Raw genomic sequence first — 20,448 nt, forward strand, 5'->3', positions numbered from 1 at the left:
AGGCCTCGGACGCCCAGGCCCGCGTCGGCGACCACCACGACCGCGCCCAGGCGCAGGCAGGCGTACAGGACGGCGGTGAGGTCGGCCCCCGGGGGGACGAGCAGCGAGACCCGGTCCCCACGCCGCACACCCACCTGGTGCAGGCCGGCGGCGATCTGCCGGACCCGCCGGGCCAGCAGCTGCCACGACACGACCCGGGGGGCGGGCCCCGACGGGGGCGCCATCTCGACCAGGGCGGTGCCGGTGCTGTCAGCGAGTGCGTCGAGCTGGTGCCACATGGGCGGACGGGGCCAGGCCTGGGTCGCGCCCGGGGTGGGGGGTGCGGTGCGGGTGCCCGGTGAGGTGAGGTCGGTGTGCCGGTCGCCCAGCCACGCCAGGACGGGGGTGTGGACGCCGGCGTCCTCGGCGACCAGGTGGCCGGCGCCCTCGTACCGGTGGACGTCGGCGTGCGGCAGGCGTTCCAGCAGGTCGTCCAGGTAGCGGTCGCCGAACACCGGGTCCTGCGCGCCCCACAGCAGCAGCGCGGGGACCGTCAGACCCGCGACCCCGGTGGCGATGCGCTCGAGCTCGGGGTGGCTGGGGTGGGTGGCGTCGGTGGGGATGTCGGCGACGAACCCACCGATGCCCCCGCGTCGTTCCGGCGCCTGGTAGGGGGCCCGGTAGGCGTCCTTCACGGCGTCGGGCAGGGCCGGGCGGGCCAGGGCGAGGGTCGTTTCGAGGAACGCGGGGGTGGTGACCGTGCCCGTGCCGAGCACCTGCAGGGCGAGCCGCAACGGTGCGGGGACGGGGGTACCGGCCGGTTGGTGGACGGCGGTGTTGAGGAGCATCACACCGCGCAGCTGGTCGGGGTGGTCCACGGCCCACCCGAGGGACACGACCCCGCCCCAGTCGTGACCCAGGGTGACGACGGGCCCGTCGACGCCCAGCGCCTCGGTGAGGTCGGCCAGGTCACGGACCCGGCGGGCCAGGTCCCGGGGGGTACCGGTCCGCTCCGAGTACCCCATGTCCAGCTGGTCCACGGCCACGACCCGCCACGCCGGGCCACCGTCGGCCGCGGTCGCGGTGGCGGCGCCCAGCACCTGCCGCCACAGGTAGGACCAGGTGGGGTTGCCGTGCACGCACAGGACGGTGCCGACGGGGGTGACGCCCAGGGCCTCCAGGTCGTGGCGGTTGTCCAGCACGTGCCACTGGTGGGTGACGACGGTGGGTTCGTCCGCCCCGGACCCGGCCAGGGGGGTGCGGGGGACGGACAGCAGCCGTGACCACGACGGGTCCAGCCCGGGCAGGCCCTCGGGCGGCAGGGACGCGGGGGCGGTCGTGCGGGCTGCGGGGGGCAGCTGGGTCACCAGGCGAGCTCCATCATGGCGGTGTTGAGACCCGAGCCCACGCCCATGAGCAGCACCCGGTCACCGGGGCTGAGGGTGTTGGCCTCGTGGGCGAGGGTCAGGGGGATCGAGGCGGGCCCGACGTTCCCGTGGCGGGGGTAGGTGGTGGGCACCTTGGAACGGTCGAGCTTGGCGGCCTTGACGATCGCGTCGGTGTGCACGTCAGAGACCTGGTGGAGGATGTAGCGGTCCATCGCCGACCAGTCGACGTGCTGCTTGGCCTCCCGCCACGCCGCCATCACCAGCTGCATGCCACCGCGCAGCAGGGCCTTGGCGTCGGTGTACATGCCGTTGACCCCACCGACGCACAGCTCGTTGAACTGGGTGGCGGCGCGGGTGACGGTCCGGCGGATGCGGTGCCCGGCCGGGTGGGCGTCGGCCCGCCCCAGGACCGCGGCCACGGCACCGGACCCGAGGGTCAGGGTGGGGAACTCCCGCAGGAAGTCCGCGCGGGTCGCGGTGTCCCGGCACAGGCGCTCGATCGTGTTGACCTGGATCTCGTCGGCGTCCTCACCGTTGACGACCACCGCGTACTCGATCTGCCCGGAGTCGATCAGCTGGGCGGCCAGGGTCATGCCGTTGACGAACCCGAGGCAGGCGTTCGCGATGTCGAAGTTCACCGCGGACGACGGCAGCCCCAACCCGTGGTGGATGCGCACCGCGACCGACGGCTCCAGGTGCTTGCGGGTGACGGAGGTGTTGACCATGAGGCCCACCCGGTTGCGGTCGACACCCGCCTCGGCCAGCGCCTTGTCACCGGCCTCGACGGCGGCGGCGTCGAAGCTCTGACCCTCCGCCCAGTTGCGGCGCTCGTGCACACCGGCGACCCGCTGCAGCAACCCGCTGGGCAGGCGCAGGCGCTGGAGCGCCGGTGCCAGGCGCTCGTCGATGTCCGCCGACGTCGTCACACGCTCCGGTGTGATGGTCGCCAGGGACAGCAACGCGACGTTGTCGTGCACGGACATCGCGTTACCGGTCACCGTGGAACCCCGCTCGTCAGAGAAATCGTCAGACGCCCATCCTGCACCGGACGGGCGGGGTGACGCATGCGGGTCGGCGCGGCGAGGCGCTGACCTGCACCGACAGTATTGCTCAGGCGTGGTGCGCATTGGGCTGTTCGGGTGGGGCGGTGCGGCGAACCCGATCGCCAGGACGCGGGTCGCTGCACCCGTGACTTCCGGGTGCAGCCCACCCTCGCCGTCAGTCCAGCTCGAGGACGACGTCCAACCCGGTGCGCGGGTGATAGCTCCACGACGCGTTGATCCCGTTCCAGTCGTCCTCCTGACGCCCGTCCAGGGATCGGGTCGCACCCATCTTCGTCAGGACGGCCTGAGGCACGTCGAGCTCGTCGAGGACACAGCGGACGTCGGCGTACTCGAGGTCACCGCTGAACAGCTGCTCGCCGTGCATGTCCAGGACGAGGGTCCGCCCCCCGTCAGCCACCTCGCCGGCGTCGCACGCGTCGCGAGCGGCGTTGAGGATGCTCCTCACCCGAATGGTGATGGTCTCGCCGCGTGTGACCTGTCCACTCGCGGGTGTCTGCGATCGGACCGTCCACGCCTCCACGTTGTCGTCGTCGGCCTCGAGACCACGGAGGTCCACCTCGAAGCCGGCTTCTTCGAGGGTCGCGAGGGCTTCGGTCACGGGCTCGCCGCTGACATCCGGCAGGGCGACTTCTGCCGGGCCGCACGCGGCGAGGGTCAGGACGGTGGATGCGAACACCGCTCCCAGGACTGCGCGGGGGGCCGGGGCCGTGGATCGCCGCGCGCTCACTGCTTCACCCAGACGCCGCAGCCGTTCTCGAAGTCCTGCCCCTCGCGGAGGGTGACGCTCGGGTAGCCGCCCTGGACCACGTCGTTGTCGACGATGTCGGCCTTGTTGGTGCCGGTCCGGTAGATGCCCCAGTAGCAGGTGCTGGTGACCGCGTCGACGGTGCGGTACGAGCCCGGTTCGACGTCGACGCCGACGGTCCAGGTGCCGATGTCGATCTGGGTGGCTGCGGCGCGCTCCTCGGTGGCGGTGACGGCTTCCTCGCGTGCGGCGATCGCGGCCTCACGTTCGTCCAGTTCCGTCTCTCTGACTTCGAGGTCGGCCAGGCTCTCCTCGGCGGCGGCGATCGCCGCGGCGGCGTCCTGCTCGGCAGCGCGGATGCGGTCGTCCTGCTCAGCCGTCTCCTCGGCGGACGGACCCTGTTCGGCGGCGACGTCGCGGTTATCGGTGCTGGACGCCGTGTCGACACCGGCTCCCATGCCGGCACCGAGGATCATGCCGAGGAAGCCCGTGACGGCTGCGGTGAGTGGGAGTGCGAAGCGACGGCGTCTCTGCGGCTTGTAGCTGTCGGCCTTGGGAGCCGGGTCTCGCGGCAGCGAGGCAGGCTCGGGGTTCGGTGTTCCGGTCATCGTGCGCCTCCCGTAGGTCTGGGCCGCCGGTGCGGGCCGAGACCGACGGTCCTCTGAGCTCCCCCCAGACTCCAAGCCTCCTACTGATAAGAGGACTTATCGCGGTTCTTTTAGCGCTCTCGCTGCGGGAGTTCTACGGTGCTTCCCATGACCCAGGACGCCGCTCCGCCCGCCTCGTTGGCGGCGCCGCACGGTGTCCTCTCCCTGGCCGATGTCGCCCACCTGGCCGACGTCCAGCGTCCCGTTGCCACGGTCTGGCGTTCGCGCCACGGAGAGACGGGCGACCCGTTCCCGGATCCCGTGGTGACGTCCGGGGGGCGGCCCTACTTCGCCGCTCAGGACGTGGTCGCGTGGCTCGAGCGCACGGGACGGGGGAACAACCCGCACGCGCGGGCCGATGCCGCTCTTGCCGTCGCGCTCGACGTGCTGCCGGAGCGTGAACGCACCGTCGTCGCCCAGGGGCTCACGGCGTTGCTGTGCCTCAAGGCGGTTGCCGGCACCGACCTCCTGGGCGGCCACCGGGACGATCTGCTGGACCTCGCCGATGCATGGGATCCGGACGACCGCCTGCTCTACGGGGAGATGGAGGCCCTGGGCGACGACCTGCCGCGGTGGGCAGCCCACGCAGAAGCCGTGGCCAGCGCGGGGTTCTCCCCTGCTGCTGCGCTCGAGCGCCTGGTCGCCCGCCACCGGCGTCTGCGTCTTCAGGAGCTGGACCAGACGGTGCTGGCTGACGCGGCCGTGACGCTGGTGGGGGCGGTGGCAGCGGCACTTGCTCAAGGCGACCGTCCGTTCGTGGACGTGACCGGCGCCGGGGTGTGCATCCTCGCTGCGGGGACGCACCTCAGCGAGGATGCTGAACGGTCCGCGTCGCTGGGCGGCGACCCGGAGCATCCGATGGTCCGCTTGGGGCGCCGGCGGCTGGCCGCCGGAAGCTGGGATGTGAGTCCACCGGGACCTGCCATTGAGGACGCCTTTCCTTCGCGCGCTGTGGTTGCCGTGCAGCTCCCGTGCCCGTCCCGCCCGCACCTGGACGACCGGGAGGTCATCGAGACGGTCGAGCGGATCGCGCTCACGATGGATGAGGACCACCGGGCGGTCGTCGTCGGGCCTGCGTCCGCACTGACTGACCGGGCCCGGACGCCTGAGGTCGCGAACGTTCGGGCCGATGTGCTGCGGACGGGAAGGGTGCGGGCCATGGTCCGGCTGCCTGCGGGGTTGTGGCCGGCACGGTCTCGCCAGGCCTTGGGGGTCTGGGTGCTGGGACCCGCCCAGGCCACGGTGCGGGCCGAGGACCGTTGGGTCGCCCTCGCGGATCTCACGGGGCAGCGACTGGACCCGGGGGCGGTCGAGGACGTGGTGACGGACGTCGTCGCAGCGCTTGGCGACCGCGAGGCCGCGCGCCGGCACGCGTTCCGGTTCGCTCGACTTGTCCCTGCGAGCAGCGTCCAGGCCGCGGGGGGCGATCTCGTGACCGTGGCACCTCCCGCGCGGCGGCCACGACGCAGCCCTGCGGAGCTCGCGGTGATCATCGAGGAGCTGGCGACCGCTGTGACTGCGCCGGTCCCTGCCGTGACCTTGGACGTGTCGCAGGGCGAGCACGGTGGTGTCGTGACGACCACGCTGGGTGAGCTGGTGCGCACGGGTGCCGTGCGCACCGTGCCGGGCACCACGATAGATCCGGACGACATCGTGCCGGACGGCGAGGTGCGGGTGATCGGCACGGACGAGATCGCGGGTCGGCGGCGCGTCGGTGAGCGCACCCTTGACCGCGTGAGCTTCAGCGTCGCCTACCCGTCCGGCCGTTACACCGAGCCCGGTGACGTGGTCTTCTGCTCCGGGCCGGGCGCGGTGGTGGACGATCTGGGCTTGGCGGTGGTGGCGCAGCCGGCCCGCGTGCTGCGGGTGGTCGCGGACCAGGCCAAGGGCCTGACACCCCACCTACTCGCCCACGCCATCCGGTCCGCACCGTCGCGGTTTGCATGGCGCAGCTGGCCTGTGCGACTGGTCCCCGCCGGGCAGACGGCTGCTGTCGACGCCGCGCTGCGGACGATCGTTGATCTGCACCACTCGCTCACGGCGCGTGCGGACGCGCTGGACGACCTCACTGCCGCCTTGCTCGACGGTGTCAGCACCGGCGGCCTGACCCTCAACCCCATCCCCGATCGTGACGATCTTCACCACGGACAGGAAGGCTGACCATGCCACCGAGGAAGAAGCGGGTCGTCGACCCGTCGGCCCCCATGACGATGAAGGAGCTCAAGGACACGCTGTGGAAGGCGGCCGACCGGCTTCGCGGTTCGATGGACGCCTCGCAGTACAAGGACGTGATCCTCGGGCTGGTGTTCCTCAAGTACGTCTCGGACGCGTTCGACGAGCGTCGCGAGCAGATCCGCGCCGAGCTGACCGATCAGGGGTACCGGGAGGACCAGATCGAGAACCTGCTCGACGACCGCGACGAGTACACCGGCGCGGGCGTGTTCTGGGTCCCGCCGACGGCGCGCTGGCGCTACCTCGCGGAGAACGCCAAGGGCCTCGCCCCGGCGATGGGCCAGCCCGGGCAGACGATCGGTGAGCTCGTCGACGGAGCGATGGACCACATCATGGGGTCCAACGCGTCGCTGGTCGGCACGCTGCCGCGCATCTACAACCGCGACAACGTCGACCAGCGGCGCCTCGGTGAGCTCATCGACCTGTTCAACGACGCGCGCTTCGCCGGTGACGGACAGACGAAGGCCCGCGACCTGCTGGGCGAGGTCTACGAGTACTTCCTCGGCAACTTCGCTGCGGCGGAGGGCAAGCGGGGCGGGGAGTTCTACACCCCGCGGCACGTGGTTCGAGTGCTCGTCGACGTCCTCGAGCCGTACCGGGGTCGGGTGTACGACCCGTGCTGCGGGTCGGGCGGCATGTTCGTGCAGACGGAGAAGTTCCTCGAGCAGCACAACGCCGACCTCCAGGCGATCTCCGTCTACGGGCAGGAGCTCAACGAGCGCACGTGGCGCATGGCGAAGATGAACCTCGCCGTGCACGGGCTCAACGCGAACCTGGGCACGAAGTGGCAGGACACGTTCGCCCGTGACGTCCACCCGGACGTCGAGATGGACTACGTGCTCGCCAACCCGCCGTTCAATGTCAAGGCATGGGCGCGCAGCGAGTCCGACCCCCGGTGGCGCTACGGGGTGCCGCCGGAGCGGAACGCGAACTACGCGTGGATCCAGCACATCCTCGCCAAGCTGGCGCCGGGCGGTTCCGCCGGTGTCGTGATGGCGAACGGGTCGATGTCGACGAACTCCGGCGGCGAGGGGGAGATCCGCGCGCGGATCGTCGAGGCGGACCTCGTGTCCTGCATGGTGGCGCTACCGACGCAGCTGTTCCGCTCGACCGGCATCCCGGTGTGCGTGTGGTTCTTCGCGAAGGACAAGACGGCTGGGGCCAAGGGGTCGGTCGACCGCACCGGGCAGGTGCTCTTCATCGATGCCCGGAACCTCGGGCACATGGTCGACCGTGCCGAGCGCGCGCTGTCCGACGAGGACATCGCGAAGATCGCCGACACGTTCCACGCGTGGCGCGGAACCAAGTCGGCCGACGACGCCGGGATCGAATACGAGGACGTCCCCGGCTTCTGCAAGTCGGCGACGCTCGCGGAGATCAAGGCCGCCGACTACGTCCTGACGCCGGGCCGGTACGTCGGCGCGGCTGAGGTCGAGGACGACGGAGAGCCGATCGAGGAGAAGATCCAGCGGCTGACGAGCGAGCTCTTCGCCGCCTTCGACGAGTCCGCACGCCTGGAGAAGGTCGTGCGCGAGCAGCTGGGGCGGGCCCGTGGCTGAGTGGTCGCGGCGTTCGCTGGCTGACGTGGTTGAGCTGCGACGTGGTTTTGACCTACCGACCCGCATGCGTAAGCCGGGGCCGTACCCCGTTCTGTCAGCTGGCTCCGTCGCCGGATCCCACGTTGAAGGCCCCGTGCGAGGTCCTGGGATGGTTGTCGGTCGAGCCACCAACCTTGGTGAACCGACCTGGTGTGCCACCGACTTTTGGCCACTGAACACCACCCTCTACGTGGCTGATTTCAAGGACAACGTGCCGCGCTGGGTCTTCCACCTCTTCGAGTCGATTGACCTCAAGGGCTATGACTCCGGCAGCGTTCAGCCGATGTTGAACCGGAACTACATCGCGGGCGTGGAGGTCTTGGTCCCACCGCTCGCGGAGCAGCGGGCGATCGCGGAGGTGCTGGGCGCGCTCGACGACAAGATCGCCGCCAACACCCGCCTCGCCACCACCGCCGACGCGTTGGCGATCGCCTTGGCGTCGACGGCGCCAGCGTCGGTACCGCTCGCGTCGCTCGCTGAGCACGCACGAAGGTCGGTGGCACCTGAGTCAACGGGTGCGACTTTGGTCGACCACTACAGCCTCCCCGCCTTCGACGCCGCGCAGGGACCCGAGCGGGTCGACCCGTCGACAATCAAGAGCAACAAGTTCCTTGTGAGCACGCCCGCAGTGCTCGTGTCGAAGCTGAACCCGCGCTTCCCGCGTGTCTGGGAGGTCCCCCAGATCGGTGAGTTGCCGGTTCTCGCGTCGACAGAGTTCGTCGTGCTCGAACCGAAGGAGATCACCACCGCCGTCCTTTGGGCTCTGGTCGCCCAGCCGGCGTTCTCAGCGACGCTGGCCGGAATGGTGGCTGGCACGTCGGGGAGCCACCAGCGTGTGCGACCTGCGGAGATGCTCATGACTCTCGTCGGCGACCCGACCGAACTCGCCGCTGAGGTCCAGAGCGGCGTCACCGCTGCAGTTCGTCGTGCTGGCGCGGCGCGTGCCGAGAACATCCAACTTGCCGCCACGCGCGACGCCCTTCTCCCGGCCTTGATGTCCGGTCGGATGCGCGTCCGCGACGCAGAGGCGGTGGTCGCCGATGCGACGTGATTGCACCACGCAGAGCAGTGCAAGGCCCGTGGCCGACAGCACCGCGCGCGGGTTCGTCAGCCGTAGTCAGGAGTCGTCATGACCGAGTACCGCTGGAACCCGCCGCCCAATTGGCCGCCTCCGCCGGAGGGCTGGAGCCCACCGCCCGGCTGGCGCCCGCCGGCCGACTGGCCGGCGCCACCTGCGGACTGGCAGTTCTGGGTACCGGTTACCGAGGCGGCGCCGTCGGCTCCCGCCGTGTCCGACGCGCCGTCGTCGCCCATTCCCGACGGTGAAGGGCGTCGGCGCGGGGACCGCGATCAGAAGAGTTCTGGCGACCTACCCCTGTTCGGTGTGCGCAGGCACGCCCGCGAGCTGGCCGAGGAACTTGAGACCCTGCGCACCGAGGTGTCGTCGCTCGAGACGGAGCTCGCGCGGGTCGGCGCCATGGACGCCGTCAGCATCGAGCGCGAGCGTGCCGCCGCTGCCGCGCGGCTGGAGGCCGACCATGCCGCCCACGCCGCCCGCCTCGCCGAGATGGGCGCGGAGCTCGCACGCGCTGAGCAGGCGCACGCCGACCGTCTGGGTCGGATCGCCGACGAGCAGGCCGTCGCAGAGCGAGCGCTCGCGGACGTCCGGAGTCGGGTCGTCGAGCTCGAGGAGACGGCACTCCTCCAGGAGGTCGGCGTCTACGAGTACCAGCACCCCCTCCAGAACGCCGACGCCTACCGCGAGCGGCTCACGGCTCTGCGTGGCCGGATCAAAGCCATGGCACGCAAGGACGGCGGAGCGATCGAGGCTGCGACTGGCTGGACCGTCAATGGCTCGGCTGGCGAGGGCCGCCGGATGGTGTCGCAGACGTCGAAGCTCATGCTCCGCGCATACAACGCCGAGGCCGACGCTCTCGTCCGTGCGCTGCGGCCGCATCGTCTTGCCGCCAGTATCGACCGCCTCGAGAAGACGGCGGCCACCATTGCCAAGCTGGGCACCTCGATGAGCATCCGAGTCTCCCGGCACTACCACAAGGTGCGAATCGACGAGATGCGTCTGAGCGCTGACTACCTGGCGAAGGTGGAGGAGGAGAAGGAGGCCGAGCGCGCCGCGCGTGAAGTGCTGCGCGAGCAGCGCAAGGTCGAGCAGGAGATGGCGCGGGCGCGCGAGAAGCTCACGAAGGAGCGTGAGCACTACCTCAACGCGCTGGCTGCTCTTCGTGCCAAGGGCGACGACGAGGCGGCAGCCCGCATGGAGGCGCAGCTCGCCGACGTCGACCGAGCCATCGAGGACGTCGACTACCGCACCGCGAACCAGCGCGCCGGGTACGTGTACGTCATCTCGAACATCGGCTCCATGGGTGACGGCATGATCAAGGTGGGTATGACCCGGCGCCTCGACCCGATGGACCGGGTCCGCGAGCTCGGCGACGCCTCGGTCCCGTTCGGGTTCGACGTGCACGCCCTGTTCTTCTCCGACGACGCCGTCGGCATCGAGGCGGCGATGCACCAACGGCTCGCCGACCGCCGCGTGAACCGCGTCAACCTGCGGCGGGAGTTCTTCTACGCCACCCCGCACGAGGCCCTTGAGCACCTGCGGGACCTCGCCGGCGAGGTGCTGTCGTTCGAGGAGGTCCCCGAGGCCCTCGAGTACCGCCAGAGCCGGACGTTGAGCGGCAACGCCCCCCGAGGAGTCGACGGTGAGTGAGCGCGAGGGCAACAGCTACGAGCAGCCGGTGCGACGAGCCGTCCGACGCACGACGGGAAACCTATGGCGTTCAGGGCGAGACCACCGACGTCATACGTTTCCCGCTGGGAAACCTATGATCCAGCGCGTTCGGCGCCGTCCTATCAGTGGCTCCCTCGACCGACCGGTACCGCTCGACACCACGGTGGAGGAGCAATGAGCCTGCACGAAGACGTCTGGGAGCACCTCGTCCTCGACACCCTGGGTGAGCTCATGTGGCAGCCGCGCGCCGGCGCCGACATCGCGCCCGGGTCGGGGGAGCGTGAGTCGTGGGGCGAGCTGCTCGTCCCCGGCCGGCTGCGCGAGGCGATGCGGCGGCTCAACCCGACGGTCCCGCCGTCGTACCTCGACCAGGCATTCGCGATCATCACCGCACCGGCCTCGCAGGACGCGATCACCGAGAACCACCGCATCCACACGATGCTCACCGAGGGCTTCCGCGGAGTCTCCTACATCGACGACACCGGTCAGGAGCAGACACCCACCATCCGCCTGCTCAGCACCGAACCCGACGAGAACGACTGGCTCGCGGTGAACCAGGTGACGATCGTCCAAGGCGAGCACGAGCGACGCTTCGACGTCGTTCTCTACGTCAACGGCATGCCCGTCGCGATCGTCGAGCTGAAGCGCGCCGGCGGTGCGCACGCCGACGTCGCCGCTGCGCACGCCCAGCTGCAGACGTACCTGCGGGAGTTTCCCCTCGCGTTCCGCTTCGCCGTTCTCACCGTCGCGAGCGACGGGATCAGCGCCAAGTACGGCACGCCGTTCACGCCGCTGCACCACTTCGCCCCCTGGAACGTCGACGACGACGGACGCGTCGTCAGCCCCGCGGACCGGGACGAGGGCGAGACCGCCCTCGACACGCTCCTGTGGGGCCTGTTCAACCAGGAGCGGTTCCTCCAGCTCGTCCGCGGCTTCGTCGCCTTCGACGACGGCGGCGACGACGGCCTGGTCAAGCGCATCGCCAAGCCGCACCAGTACTTCGCCGTCACCAAGGCCGTGGGCACGACTGTCCAGGCGGTGCAGAGCGACGGCAAGGCCGGCGTCGTCTGGCACACGCAGGGCTCGGGCAAGTCCATGGAGATGGAGCTGTACGCGAACCACGTGCTGCGCCACCCATCGCTGCGCAACCCGACGATCGTCGTCGTCACGGACCGCAACGAGCTCGACGGGCAGCTCTACGAGACCTTCGCGCGCTCCAGGCTGCTGCCCGAGCAGCCGGTCCAGGTGCGTCGGCGTGAGGAGCTCCGGCAGGCGCTGTCCGGCCGGATGTCCGGCGGCATCTACTTCACCACGCTCCAGAAGTTCGGCCGCACGGACGCCGAGCGCCTCGGTGGGTACGACCACCCGCTGCTGTCCGACCGGTCGAACATCGTCGTCATCGTCGACGAGGCGCACCGCAGCCACTATGACGACCTCGACGGGTACGCCCGCCACCTTCGTGACGCCCTGCCGCGCGCGACGCTGATCGCCTTCACCGGAACGCCGATCTCCTTCGAGGACCGCAACACGCGGGAGGTGTTCGGCGACTACATCGACATCTACGACCTCACGCGCGCCGTCGAGGACGGCGCGACGGTGCCGGTGTACTTCGAGAGCCGGCTCGTGAAGGTCCAGATGGCCGAGGGGCTCACCGAGGACGACATCGACGCGGCAGCGGATGAGGCCGCCGCCGGGCTGGACGACGTCGAGCGTGACCGGATCGAGAAGTCCGTCGCCGTGGTCAACGCCGTGTACGGGGCACCGCAGCGGCTGGCGGCGCTCGCGGAGGACCTCGTCGCCCACTGGGAGGACCGGCGCGAGGCGATGCGCGCCGTGCTCGGGACGTTGGAGAACCCGAGCGTCCCGGGCAAGGCGCTCGTCGTCGGCGCGACGCGGGAGATCTGTGCGCGCCTCTACGACGAGATCGTGCGGCTGCGTCCGGAGTGGCACTCGGACGAGCTCGACCGCGGCGTCATCAAGGTCGTCTACTCCGGTACGGCGGCTGACGGCCCGCCTGTCTCGGACCACGTGCGCCGGGACTCCGCCAACGCGGCCGTCAAGGCGCGCCTCAAGGACCCCGACGACGAGCTCGAGATCGTGATCGTCAAGGACATGATGCTCACGGGGTTCGACGCGCCCCCGCTGCACACCCTCTACCTCGACCGGCCGCTCAAGGGCGCGCTGCTCATGCAGACGCTCGCGCGGGTCAACCGCACCTTCCGCGGGAAGCAGGACGGCCTGCTGGTGGCCTACGCGCCGCTGGCGGAGAACCTGGCGAAGGCACTCGCCGAGTACACGGAGACCGACCAGGAGGCCAAACCCATCGGCCGCTCCGTCGACGAGGCTGCGGAGCTCGTGCTGGAGCTTGTCGCCCGTGTGCGCGAGTGCATCGCGGGCCATGACCGCCGGGCGGACTGGGCGCACGGTGAGCCGCGCCGTCGGATCGCCGCCGTCATGTCGACAGTCGACCACCTCCGTAGCCCTTCGACGCCCGGCAACCAGGTGGCGGAAGGGGAGGAGACGCTCGCTGTTCGGTACCGCCAGGAGGCTGGGCGGCTAGCCCGGGCCTGGGCCATCGCCGGCCGGGCCGACGCCGTCGCGGGCCTGCGCGACGAGGTGCGCTTCTACGAAGAGGTGCGCGTCTGGATGGCGAAGTTCGACGCTGAGGAGCGCCAGGCGCGGGGCGAGCCGGTGTCCGACGACGTCCAGCGGATGCTTAACCAGCTCGTGGCCGGTGCCGTCGTGTCGAGCGAGGTGCTCGACATCTACGGAGCGGCTGGGATGGAACGGCCCTCGCTGAGCGACCTCACGCCCGACGTCATCGCGCGCATCCACGAGGCGGAGCGACCGCACCTGGCGATCGAGGCGCTGCGTCGGCTCGTGGCCGAGGAGAGTCGGCGCGTGTCGCGGCACAACCTCGTCCGGCAGCGTGCGTTCTCCGAGCGACTGCTGGAGATCATGGCGAAGTACACGAACCAGCAGCTCACCGCCGCCGAGGTGGTGGCGGCGATGATCGAGCTGGCGCACGAGGTGGCGCACGAGGCGGACCGTGGTGCGCGGTTCTCGCCGCCGCTCGACGAGGACGAGCTCGCGTTCTACGACGCCGTCGCGTCGAACGAGTCAGCCGTCGAGGTTCAGGGTGAGGGCGTGCTGGCCGACATCGCGCGCGAGCTGGTCGGGATCATGCGACGGGACGTCAAGACGGACTGGACCGTCCGGGACGACGTCAAGGCGAAGCTCCGGTCGTCGATCAAGCGGCTGCTCGTGAAGTACGACTACCCGCCGGACAAGCAGCCTGCTGCCATCGGGCTGGTCATGGAGCAGATGGAGTCGATGGCGCCGAGGTATGCGGCGTGAAGGATGTCTTGGATGGTGGCGCGATGACCTGGACCGATCTTGCCGCACCGACACTCGCTCTGGTTGGTGCGCTACTGGGATCGTTGGCAGGCCCATGGGTCAAGGGCTGGATCGACGAGCGCTCGGATAAGCGTCGCGCCGTCGACCGAGCGGTAGCAGCACTCACAACGGCGCAGGCGTACCGGCACCTCGTGCTCGGCGGAGTCGCGGCGGTCGCAGGGGGTGGCCCTCGAGGCGAAGCATTGGCCCAGACCATCCGCGAAGACCGAGTCCGGGAGTTCGTCGATGCCATGTATGACTGTCACCGCGCTCTTGCTGAGGTCCGCCCGTGGCTCGATGAGGCCATGAGAGCGAATGACGACTGGGAGATCACAGAGGAGGAGGCCGCGTGCCTGATCAAGAAGTTGCGACAACTCAGGTAGCGACCGTGACGGCACCGCCGCCGAGGAGGTGACCCCATCCTCACTCTGGACACCTGACGCCACCCCAAGGATCCCTCAGAACCGCCACATCACTGCCGGGAACTTGACCAAGTGATGCGCATGATCCTCTCGGGCGCAGGGCGCCATCATGACCCAGGCCCCTGGGCCGCCCACCCCCAGGCGACTACGTTCGGGGACGCACCCCGTCGTCGGCACGGGCGTGCAGGACGGGGCGTCATGGCCGGGTACGCGCGCAGCCGCTCACCGCGGGACGTCGTCCGCCGCGCGCTGGAGGTGACCGGCCCCCTGGGGCGCAGCGCCCACGAGCACCTGGGTCCGGCGGCCCGCCGCGCGCTGCGCACCTGGCAGTGGGCCCACCCCCGGTACCGGTTGCGGCACGTCCCGCCCGAGACCTGCCCGGACCTGGCCGCCGAGCACGCCACCCCCCTGATGCGCGAACTCGCCGGTCTGGACATGGCGCTGCAGCGTGGCAAGGTCACCAACCTGCGGATCGCCGCCGCGCGGCTCGACGGCCTGGCCCTGGGACCAGGTCAGCGCCTGTCGTTCTGGCGCCAGGTGGGGTCACCGTCGGCCCGACGCGGGTTCGTCGACGGGCTGGTCCTGGACCACGGCAGGCTGCGCGCCGGGACCGGCGGCGGCATGTGCCAGTTCACCAACCTGCTGTTCTGGGTGACGCTGCACACGCCCCTGGTGGTCACCGAACGGTGGCGGCACTCCTACGACGTGTTCCCCGACAACGGGCGCACCCAACCGTTCGGCAGCGGCGCCACCTGCGCCTGGCCCGCGCTCGACCTGCAGGTCGACAACCCCACACCCCTGACGTTCCGCCTGTCCGTCCAGGTCACCGACACCCACCTGCACGGACGCTGGTACGCCGACCGGCCCGTCGCCGCACAGTTCGAGGTCTACGAAGCCGACCACATCATGACCAACGACGCCCCCGGGGTGTTCACCCGACGCAACGTCCTGCGACGCCGCGTCCTGGAAGACGGCATCGAGGTCCACGACGAGCTCGTCGCCGTCAACGCCGGACGCCTCATGTACGCACCGTTCCTGGCAGCTGGGTCGTGACCCTCGCCTCTCCTCCCGAGCCGTCCCTCGGCTGAGAACGGCACCACCCGCTCCGGTGACCACATCAGGCTGGTCACGGGGCGGTGAGAAGCCGGAATGGACGACGCTCGGCGCCCAAGAGGCTGCTTGCGCCACCTGTCGCACGCACCTAGGTTGACCGGGCGCCAGTCAACGACTGAGAGGTGGGCGGTCAGCATGGCTCTCACTCTTGACGGGCCGGACGAGGTCCCCGAGCTCGGTGTCGACGACCCCGTCCCCTGCATGGGCGAGCTCCTCCTCGGGGCGCTCGCGCGAGGGGGTGCGCTCTGACCACGTCCCGCCCGCGCACTGCGCGCCCCCGCGTCGCCGTCGTCGGGGCGTGCGCCGCGCTGTTCTTCGGGAGCTTCGGTGACGAGGCCGCCCAGGTCGCGTTCGCCCTCCGCCTCGCCGACGGGTCTCCCGAGTCGCCCGCCCACATCTCCGCCCTGCTGGCGGCCGGTCTCGCCGGGGGGATCCTGGCCGGACCGCTGGCACCTCGGGTGCTCGCAGCAATCGGGGCGAGGCAGGTGATCGGCGCGATCTTCCTCGCCGAGGCTCTCCTCATCGCCGCGGCCTCGGTGCTGAACGAACTGTGGGGGTACCTGGCCGTGTCAGCGGCACTCGGCTGCCTCGGGGCGATGCTGTGGTCGGCGGTCCTGGTCGCCCTGCCCGCCGTGATGTCGTCCGAGGCTGCCCTCGACGGGGCCAACCGCGTCGTGCAGACCGTGCGGAACCTCGGCTACGTCGTCGGTCCGTTGCTCGGTGCCGCACTGTTCGCGCTGTCCTCCGGGACCCGCGGCCTGCTGATCTTGGCGGCCCTCATGCTGCTCGCCGCTCCGGGGGTGCTGCTCGCCCAACGTTCCCTCGTCGGCCCCGACGTCGGGCGGGAGACCGTGCCCGGCGGTCGCAAAGGCCTCGACGTCGTCGGTCTGCTCAGGACGCCTCGCGTCGCGCGCGCCCTGGCCCCCCTGATCGTCACGGTCCTGGTGACGTCCGCGCTGAACGTGCTCCTCATCGTCCGCGTGCGGTCCGAGCTCGAGCTCGAGGCCACGACCTATGGGGCAGTGGTCGCCGGCCTCAGCGTCGGACTGGTCGCCGGTCCGCTGCTCCTCGCCAAGCATGCGGGGCGCTTCGGGGAGCCCGCCGGCGCCTCGCTCGCCGCCGCGGTGATCGGTGTGGCCATCGCCGGCCTCGGGGTGGCGCAGACCGCCTGGCAGCTGGTCGTCGCCGCCCTCGTCGTCGGCATCGCCAACGGGGTGCAGAACACTCTCATGGCCGGTTTCCTGATGAAGCAGGTGCGGGCCGAGTACCGCCCCCACCGCATGCCCTCCTACGTGCTGATCCTGCAGTCCACGGTGTTCGCTGGGTTCATCGGCGCGGGGTTCATCGACGTCACAGCCGCAGGCACGGCGCTCGTCGCCGTCGGTCTGGTAGCGATGGGCGCGGGAACACTCGGCGCCGTGGCGAACTGGCGCAGCACGCCGCAACCCGTCACGAGAGGTGCACTCCCATGACTGTCGGAACGAGCGGGCGCACCCAACCGTTCGGCAGCGGCCCCATGGACGCACCGTTACTGGAAGGCAGCAGATGACGATGGAGCCGGTCCCCGCAGAGCCGACCCGGCGCGTGTTCGTGCTCCACTCTCGTCAGCCCCTCACGACCGACCCCGCCGAGGCGTTCCCGCGCGACCTGTTCGAGGTCGTGGTCCTCACCGACGCCGACCCGGCGGCCGTGCTGCGTGAGGATGTCGACGCGTCGGTCGAGGTCGTGCGCGCCGGACGCGACCAGTGGGAGTCCGTCGTGCGGTCCGGAGGTGCCGCAGAGGTCGTCAGCAACGACGAGTACTGCCTGCTCGAGTGCGCACGGCTGCGCGCGGTCATCGGCCTTCCGCCACGGCACCCCGAGCACCTTCAGGGGTACCGCGACAAGGTGCTGATGAAGGATCGGCTCGAGGCCGCCGGCGTCCCCGTCCCGCGGCACCTGACCTTCGAACCGGCCGTCACGTCCTCCCGTGCCGTCGCCGATCACGTGATCGCGACCGTCGGGCTCCCCGCCGTGGTGAAGCCACGACGCGAGGCGAACTCACGGGGCGTCGAGGTGCTCGCCGACGCCGACGCCGTCCTCGGGTGGTTGGCACGGCACGACGGTGAGACGGGGTGGCAGGTCGAGGAGTTCGTGAACGGCCCCCTCGGGCACGTCAACGCGATGGTGCGCCAGGGCGACGTCCGTCCCGTCCAGGCGGGCCACTACCTGGGGCCCCTGCTCGGGTTCGAACGGGGCCAGGTGCTGGGCGGGTGGACCCTGCCGGCCGACAAGCCGCAGGCCGTGGCCGCGCATGAGCTGAACGAGCGCGTGGTGTCCGCACTCGGCTCGGACGGGGAGTTCGTCGTCCACACCGAGTTCGCGACGGCGCCCGACGGCCGGCTCGGTGCGGCGGTCCTCCTCACGAACACCGATCCTGACGCGCTCAGGCGAGACGTCGACGTCATCCTCGGCGCACCGTGGTTCCACCCAACGGGAGCGCCGAACGGGGCCGGGATCACTCGAGGTGCGGCCGGGTGAGGGGCGGTATGACGTTCTGCGAGGTCAGGTACACGACCCGGGCGCTCACCGTCCTGCTCGTGGTGTTCGGCGTGGGGTTGACGGCGTCCATCCTGATCGCCGGGTTGCCGGACATGTCGACCGGCGGCGAGCGTGCGGGACTGATCGGGGCATCGCTGTTCGGCCTGGCGCTGTGCGTGGGGTGCGCCCTGATGTCGTCCGTCGTCCGGGTCGGCCCTGACGGTGTGGAGCTGGAGCTCCGGCTCGGGTTCAGCATCTGGCACCGCCAGATCCCGTGGAGCGAGCTGGAGGGCGCCGAGGTCGAGCCCCTCAGCGCCCTGCGTTCCGGAGGGCTGGGGTTGCGGTCCCTGGGCGGCGGACGCATGGCGTTGCTCGTCCGGCCGGGCACCGGGGTGGTCATGCGCCTGCGCGGGGGCCGCCGCAGCTACGTCGTCGCGAGCGACCGGGCCGGCGAGCTGCTCGAGGCGCTCAACGCCCCGCGTTGACCCGCGCCGACCCCGCGTCCTGGATCGCTCCCACGTTCAGGATGCCGATGCGGGGCGGCGGTGTGAGCCTGGATGCATGAGATTCGGGTACACGTTGATGACCGAGCAGAGCGGTCCCCGTGACCTCGTGCGCTACGCGGGAGCCGCGGAGCGGGCCGGGTTCGACTTCGAGGTCGCCAGCGACCACTACTTCCCGTGGTTGGACTCCCAGGGTCATGCCCCGTTCGTGTGGTCGGTGCTCGGCGGGGTCGCGCAGGCCACGGACAGCATCGAGCTCATGTCGTTCGTGACCTGCCCCATCCTGCGGTACCACCCCGCGGTGGTCGCGCAGCAGGCCGCGACCATGGGTGTGCTGAGCGGTGGCCGGTTCCAGCTGAACCTGGGCGCGGGCGAGAACCTCAACGAGCACGTCGTCGGGCAGCGGTGGCCGTCCGTCGGTGAGCGCCACGACATGCTCCAGGAGGCCGTCGAGATCATCCGGCTGCTGCTCGAGGGCGAGCGCCTGACGTTCGACGGGCAGCACTTCCGGGTGGACTCCGCCTACCTGTGGGACCGGCCCGAGAACCCCGTCGAGGTGGGTGTGGCGGTCTCCGGCCCCCAGTCCATCGAACGGTTCGCGCCCCTGGCCGACCACCTGGTCACCACCGAGCCGGAGGCGTCGATCCTGCAGCGTTGGGACCAGGCACGGCAGGACGCCGGCGCCGGTCCGTCGCGCAAGATCGGTCAGATCCCGATCTCGTGGGACCCCGACATCGACGCCGCGACCGCACGCGCACACGACCAGTTCCGGTGGTTCGCCGGTGGGTGGAAGGTGAACGCCGACCTGCCCACCACCGAGGCGTTCGAGGGCGCCACCCAGTTCGTCACGCCGGAGAACGTCGCCGAGGCGATCCCCTGCGGTCCCGACCTGGACGCCATCGTCGAGGCCGCGTCCGTCTACTGGGAGGCCGGCTTCACCGACCTGGCGTTCATCCAGGTCGGTGACGAGAAGCAGCAGGAGTTCCTCGACACGGCCGCCGGCCCCCTGCTCGACAAGCTCCGGGCCGCCGCACCGTCCGAGTGAGACGACCGGCGCGCACCTGACCGCCGCCGGGCATGATCGTGGTGGGCCCGCACCACCGGGCCCACCACCTGACGTCCGAGCGAAGAGGGGCAGATCATGGCCGACGGCACGCACCGCGAGGTCCGGATCGAACGCGTCCGGACGGGCACCTACCTCGCCCGCAACGCCCGTGGCGGTGAGCTGCAGATGACCACCGGTGCCGCGTCCGACGACTTCACCCCGGTCGAGCTGCTGCTCGCCGCGATCGGCGGGTGCTCCGCGGTGGACGTCGACACGATCACCGGCCGACGCGCCGAGCCCGAGGTGTTCGAGGCCGTCGTCGGTGCCGAGAACGTCCGCGGGGAGGACGGCAACATCCTCAAGGACATCACCCTCACCTTCACGGTGCGGTTCCCCGACGGCGAGGCTGGGGACGCCGCACGCGCCGCGCTCCCGCGCGCCGTCCAGGTCTCCCACGACCGCTCGTGCACCGTCTCCCGCACCGTCGAGGCCCCCACCCCCGTCACCGTCACCATCACCCCCTGACACCCGACACACCCCCACCCCGCACGCCCGCCCGCACGCCCACACGCCCGCACGCCCGAGTGGGACCGATCAGTAACGGTTTCCGTAACAGATCGGTCCCGTTCGGGCCGCGGGCTTCCGGGCGACCGCGGGCTTCCGGGCGACCGGGGGCTTCCGGGCGACCGGGGGCTCACGAGGAACTTGGGGGCTCCCGCACCGGCGGGCGCTACGCCGAACGGGTGAATCTCGACCCTGTGGACGACGGCACGCCACGGCCGCCGACTGGGATGGTCTGGGGCATGGACCCCCACCCGGACACCAGCACCGGACGCACACGGGGACGGTTCGCCCAGCGGCTGCGCGACACGTGGACGCTGGCGCTCGTGACCCTGGTGTGCGTCGCCGGTCTCGCAGCCCTCCCGTTCATCCCCGACGACGCGGGCCTGGTGCCCGACGCCTGGTTGCCGGCGGTCGTCGGTGCCCTCGCGGCCCTGGCGCTCGCCGCGGTCGTCCTGGACCGCGTCGCCGACCGGCACGCCGCCC

Annotated in this window: 17 protein-coding genes; 13 read left to right on the forward strand and 4 right to left on the reverse strand. The window is 70.9% G+C overall.

Going from position 1 to position 20,448, the window contains the following annotated elements; translation table 11 throughout:
* From N869_RS05335 to N869_RS17675, 4 genes are all read right to left on the reverse strand, one after another.
* On the reverse strand, positions 1 to 1,337 hold a 1,337-nt coding region (locus tag N869_RS05335; RefSeq protein WP_035058876.1), incomplete at its 3' end, for an alpha/beta fold hydrolase.
* A 5-nt stretch (positions 1,338 to 1,342) separates the two neighbouring features.
* On the reverse strand, positions 1,343 to 2,365 hold the full coding sequence (locus N869_RS05340) for a 3-oxoacyl-ACP synthase III (RefSeq protein ID WP_232229621.1): 1,023 nt from the start codon (positions 2,363 to 2,365) through the stop codon (positions 1,343 to 1,345).
* A gap of 220 nt (positions 2,366 to 2,585) precedes the next feature.
* Positions 2,586 to 3,107, reverse strand: coding sequence for a PASTA domain-containing protein (locus N869_RS16410; protein WP_198025967.1), 522 nt, complete (start codon positions 3,105 to 3,107; stop codon positions 2,586 to 2,588).
* 47 nt (positions 3,108 to 3,154) lie between these two features.
* Positions 3,155 to 3,784: a hypothetical protein gene (locus N869_RS17675; RefSeq protein WP_052105068.1), complete on the reverse strand. Its 630-nt coding sequence runs from the start codon at positions 3,782 to 3,784 to the stop codon at positions 3,155 to 3,157.
* A gap of 147 nt (positions 3,785 to 3,931) precedes the next feature.
* Here N869_RS17675 and N869_RS05355 point away from each other — a divergent pair, with 147 nt between their 5' ends.
* The 13 genes from N869_RS05355 to N869_RS05415 form a co-directional block, all read left to right on the forward strand.
* On the forward strand, positions 3,932 to 5,983 hold the full coding sequence (locus N869_RS05355; protein ID WP_052105070.1) for a hypothetical protein: 2,052 nt from the start codon (positions 3,932 to 3,934) through the stop codon (positions 5,981 to 5,983).
* A 2-nt stretch (positions 5,984 to 5,985) separates the two neighbouring features.
* Positions 5,986 to 7,614, forward strand: coding sequence for a class I SAM-dependent DNA methyltransferase (locus N869_RS05360; protein ID WP_035058847.1), 1,629 nt, complete (start codon positions 5,986 to 5,988; stop codon positions 7,612 to 7,614).
* Entirely contained in the window at positions 7,607 to 8,704 is a 1,098-nt protein-coding gene (locus N869_RS05365) for a restriction endonuclease subunit S (RefSeq protein ID WP_084136473.1), read from the forward strand. The genes N869_RS05360 and N869_RS05365 overlap by 8 nt, the downstream gene beginning before the upstream one ends.
* A gap of 333 nt (positions 8,705 to 9,037) precedes the next feature.
* Complete coding sequence (locus N869_RS05370) at positions 9,038 to 10,381, forward strand: DUF4041 domain-containing protein (RefSeq protein ID WP_035058853.1); 1,344 nt, start codon at positions 9,038 to 9,040, stop codon at positions 10,379 to 10,381.
* A gap of 195 nt (positions 10,382 to 10,576) precedes the next feature.
* Complete coding sequence (locus tag N869_RS05375; protein WP_035058855.1) at positions 10,577 to 13,759, forward strand: type I restriction endonuclease subunit R; 3,183 nt, start codon at positions 10,577 to 10,579, stop codon at positions 13,757 to 13,759.
* The gene (locus tag N869_RS17295; RefSeq protein ID WP_156968354.1) at positions 13,756 to 14,181 is read left to right on the forward strand and encodes a hypothetical protein; all 426 of its coding nucleotides are present in this window, start codon (positions 13,756 to 13,758) and stop codon (positions 14,179 to 14,181) included. Before N869_RS05375 ends, N869_RS17295 begins: the two co-directional genes overlap by 4 nt.
* Before the next feature lie 237 nt (positions 14,182 to 14,418).
* Positions 14,419 to 15,273, forward strand: coding sequence for a VanW family protein (locus N869_RS05385; protein ID WP_052105074.1), 855 nt, complete (start codon positions 14,419 to 14,421; stop codon positions 15,271 to 15,273).
* Positions 15,274 to 15,641: 368 nt separating this feature from the next.
* Positions 15,642 to 16,805: an MFS transporter gene (locus N869_RS05390; RefSeq protein ID WP_156968355.1), complete on the forward strand. Its 1,164-nt coding sequence runs from the start codon at positions 15,642 to 15,644 to the stop codon at positions 16,803 to 16,805.
* Positions 16,806 to 16,878: 73 nt separating this feature from the next.
* Positions 16,879 to 17,853: an ATP-grasp domain-containing protein gene (locus tag N869_RS05395; RefSeq protein WP_035058863.1), complete on the forward strand. Its 975-nt coding sequence runs from the start codon at positions 16,879 to 16,881 to the stop codon at positions 17,851 to 17,853.
* Positions 17,850 to 18,338, forward strand: coding sequence for a hypothetical protein (locus N869_RS05400; RefSeq protein ID WP_156968356.1), 489 nt, complete (start codon positions 17,850 to 17,852; stop codon positions 18,336 to 18,338). Before N869_RS05395 ends, N869_RS05400 begins: the two co-directional genes overlap by 4 nt.
* Before the next feature lie 76 nt (positions 18,339 to 18,414).
* Complete coding sequence (locus N869_RS05405; RefSeq protein WP_035058869.1) at positions 18,415 to 19,401, forward strand: TIGR03557 family F420-dependent LLM class oxidoreductase; 987 nt, start codon at positions 18,415 to 18,417, stop codon at positions 19,399 to 19,401.
* A 96-nt stretch (positions 19,402 to 19,497) separates the two neighbouring features.
* The gene (locus tag N869_RS05410; RefSeq protein WP_035058871.1) at positions 19,498 to 19,926 is read left to right on the forward strand and encodes an OsmC family protein; all 429 of its coding nucleotides are present in this window, start codon (positions 19,498 to 19,500) and stop codon (positions 19,924 to 19,926) included.
* 278 nt (positions 19,927 to 20,204) lie between these two features.
* Positions 20,205 to 20,448: hypothetical protein (locus N869_RS05415; protein ID WP_198025968.1), on the forward strand; the 244-nt coding region annotated here is incomplete at its 3' end.

The organism is Cellulomonas bogoriensis 69B4 = DSM 16987, from assembly GCF_000767165.1.
Classification (GTDB): Bacteria; Actinomycetota; Actinomycetes; order Actinomycetales; family Cellulomonadaceae; genus Actinotalea; species Actinotalea bogoriensis.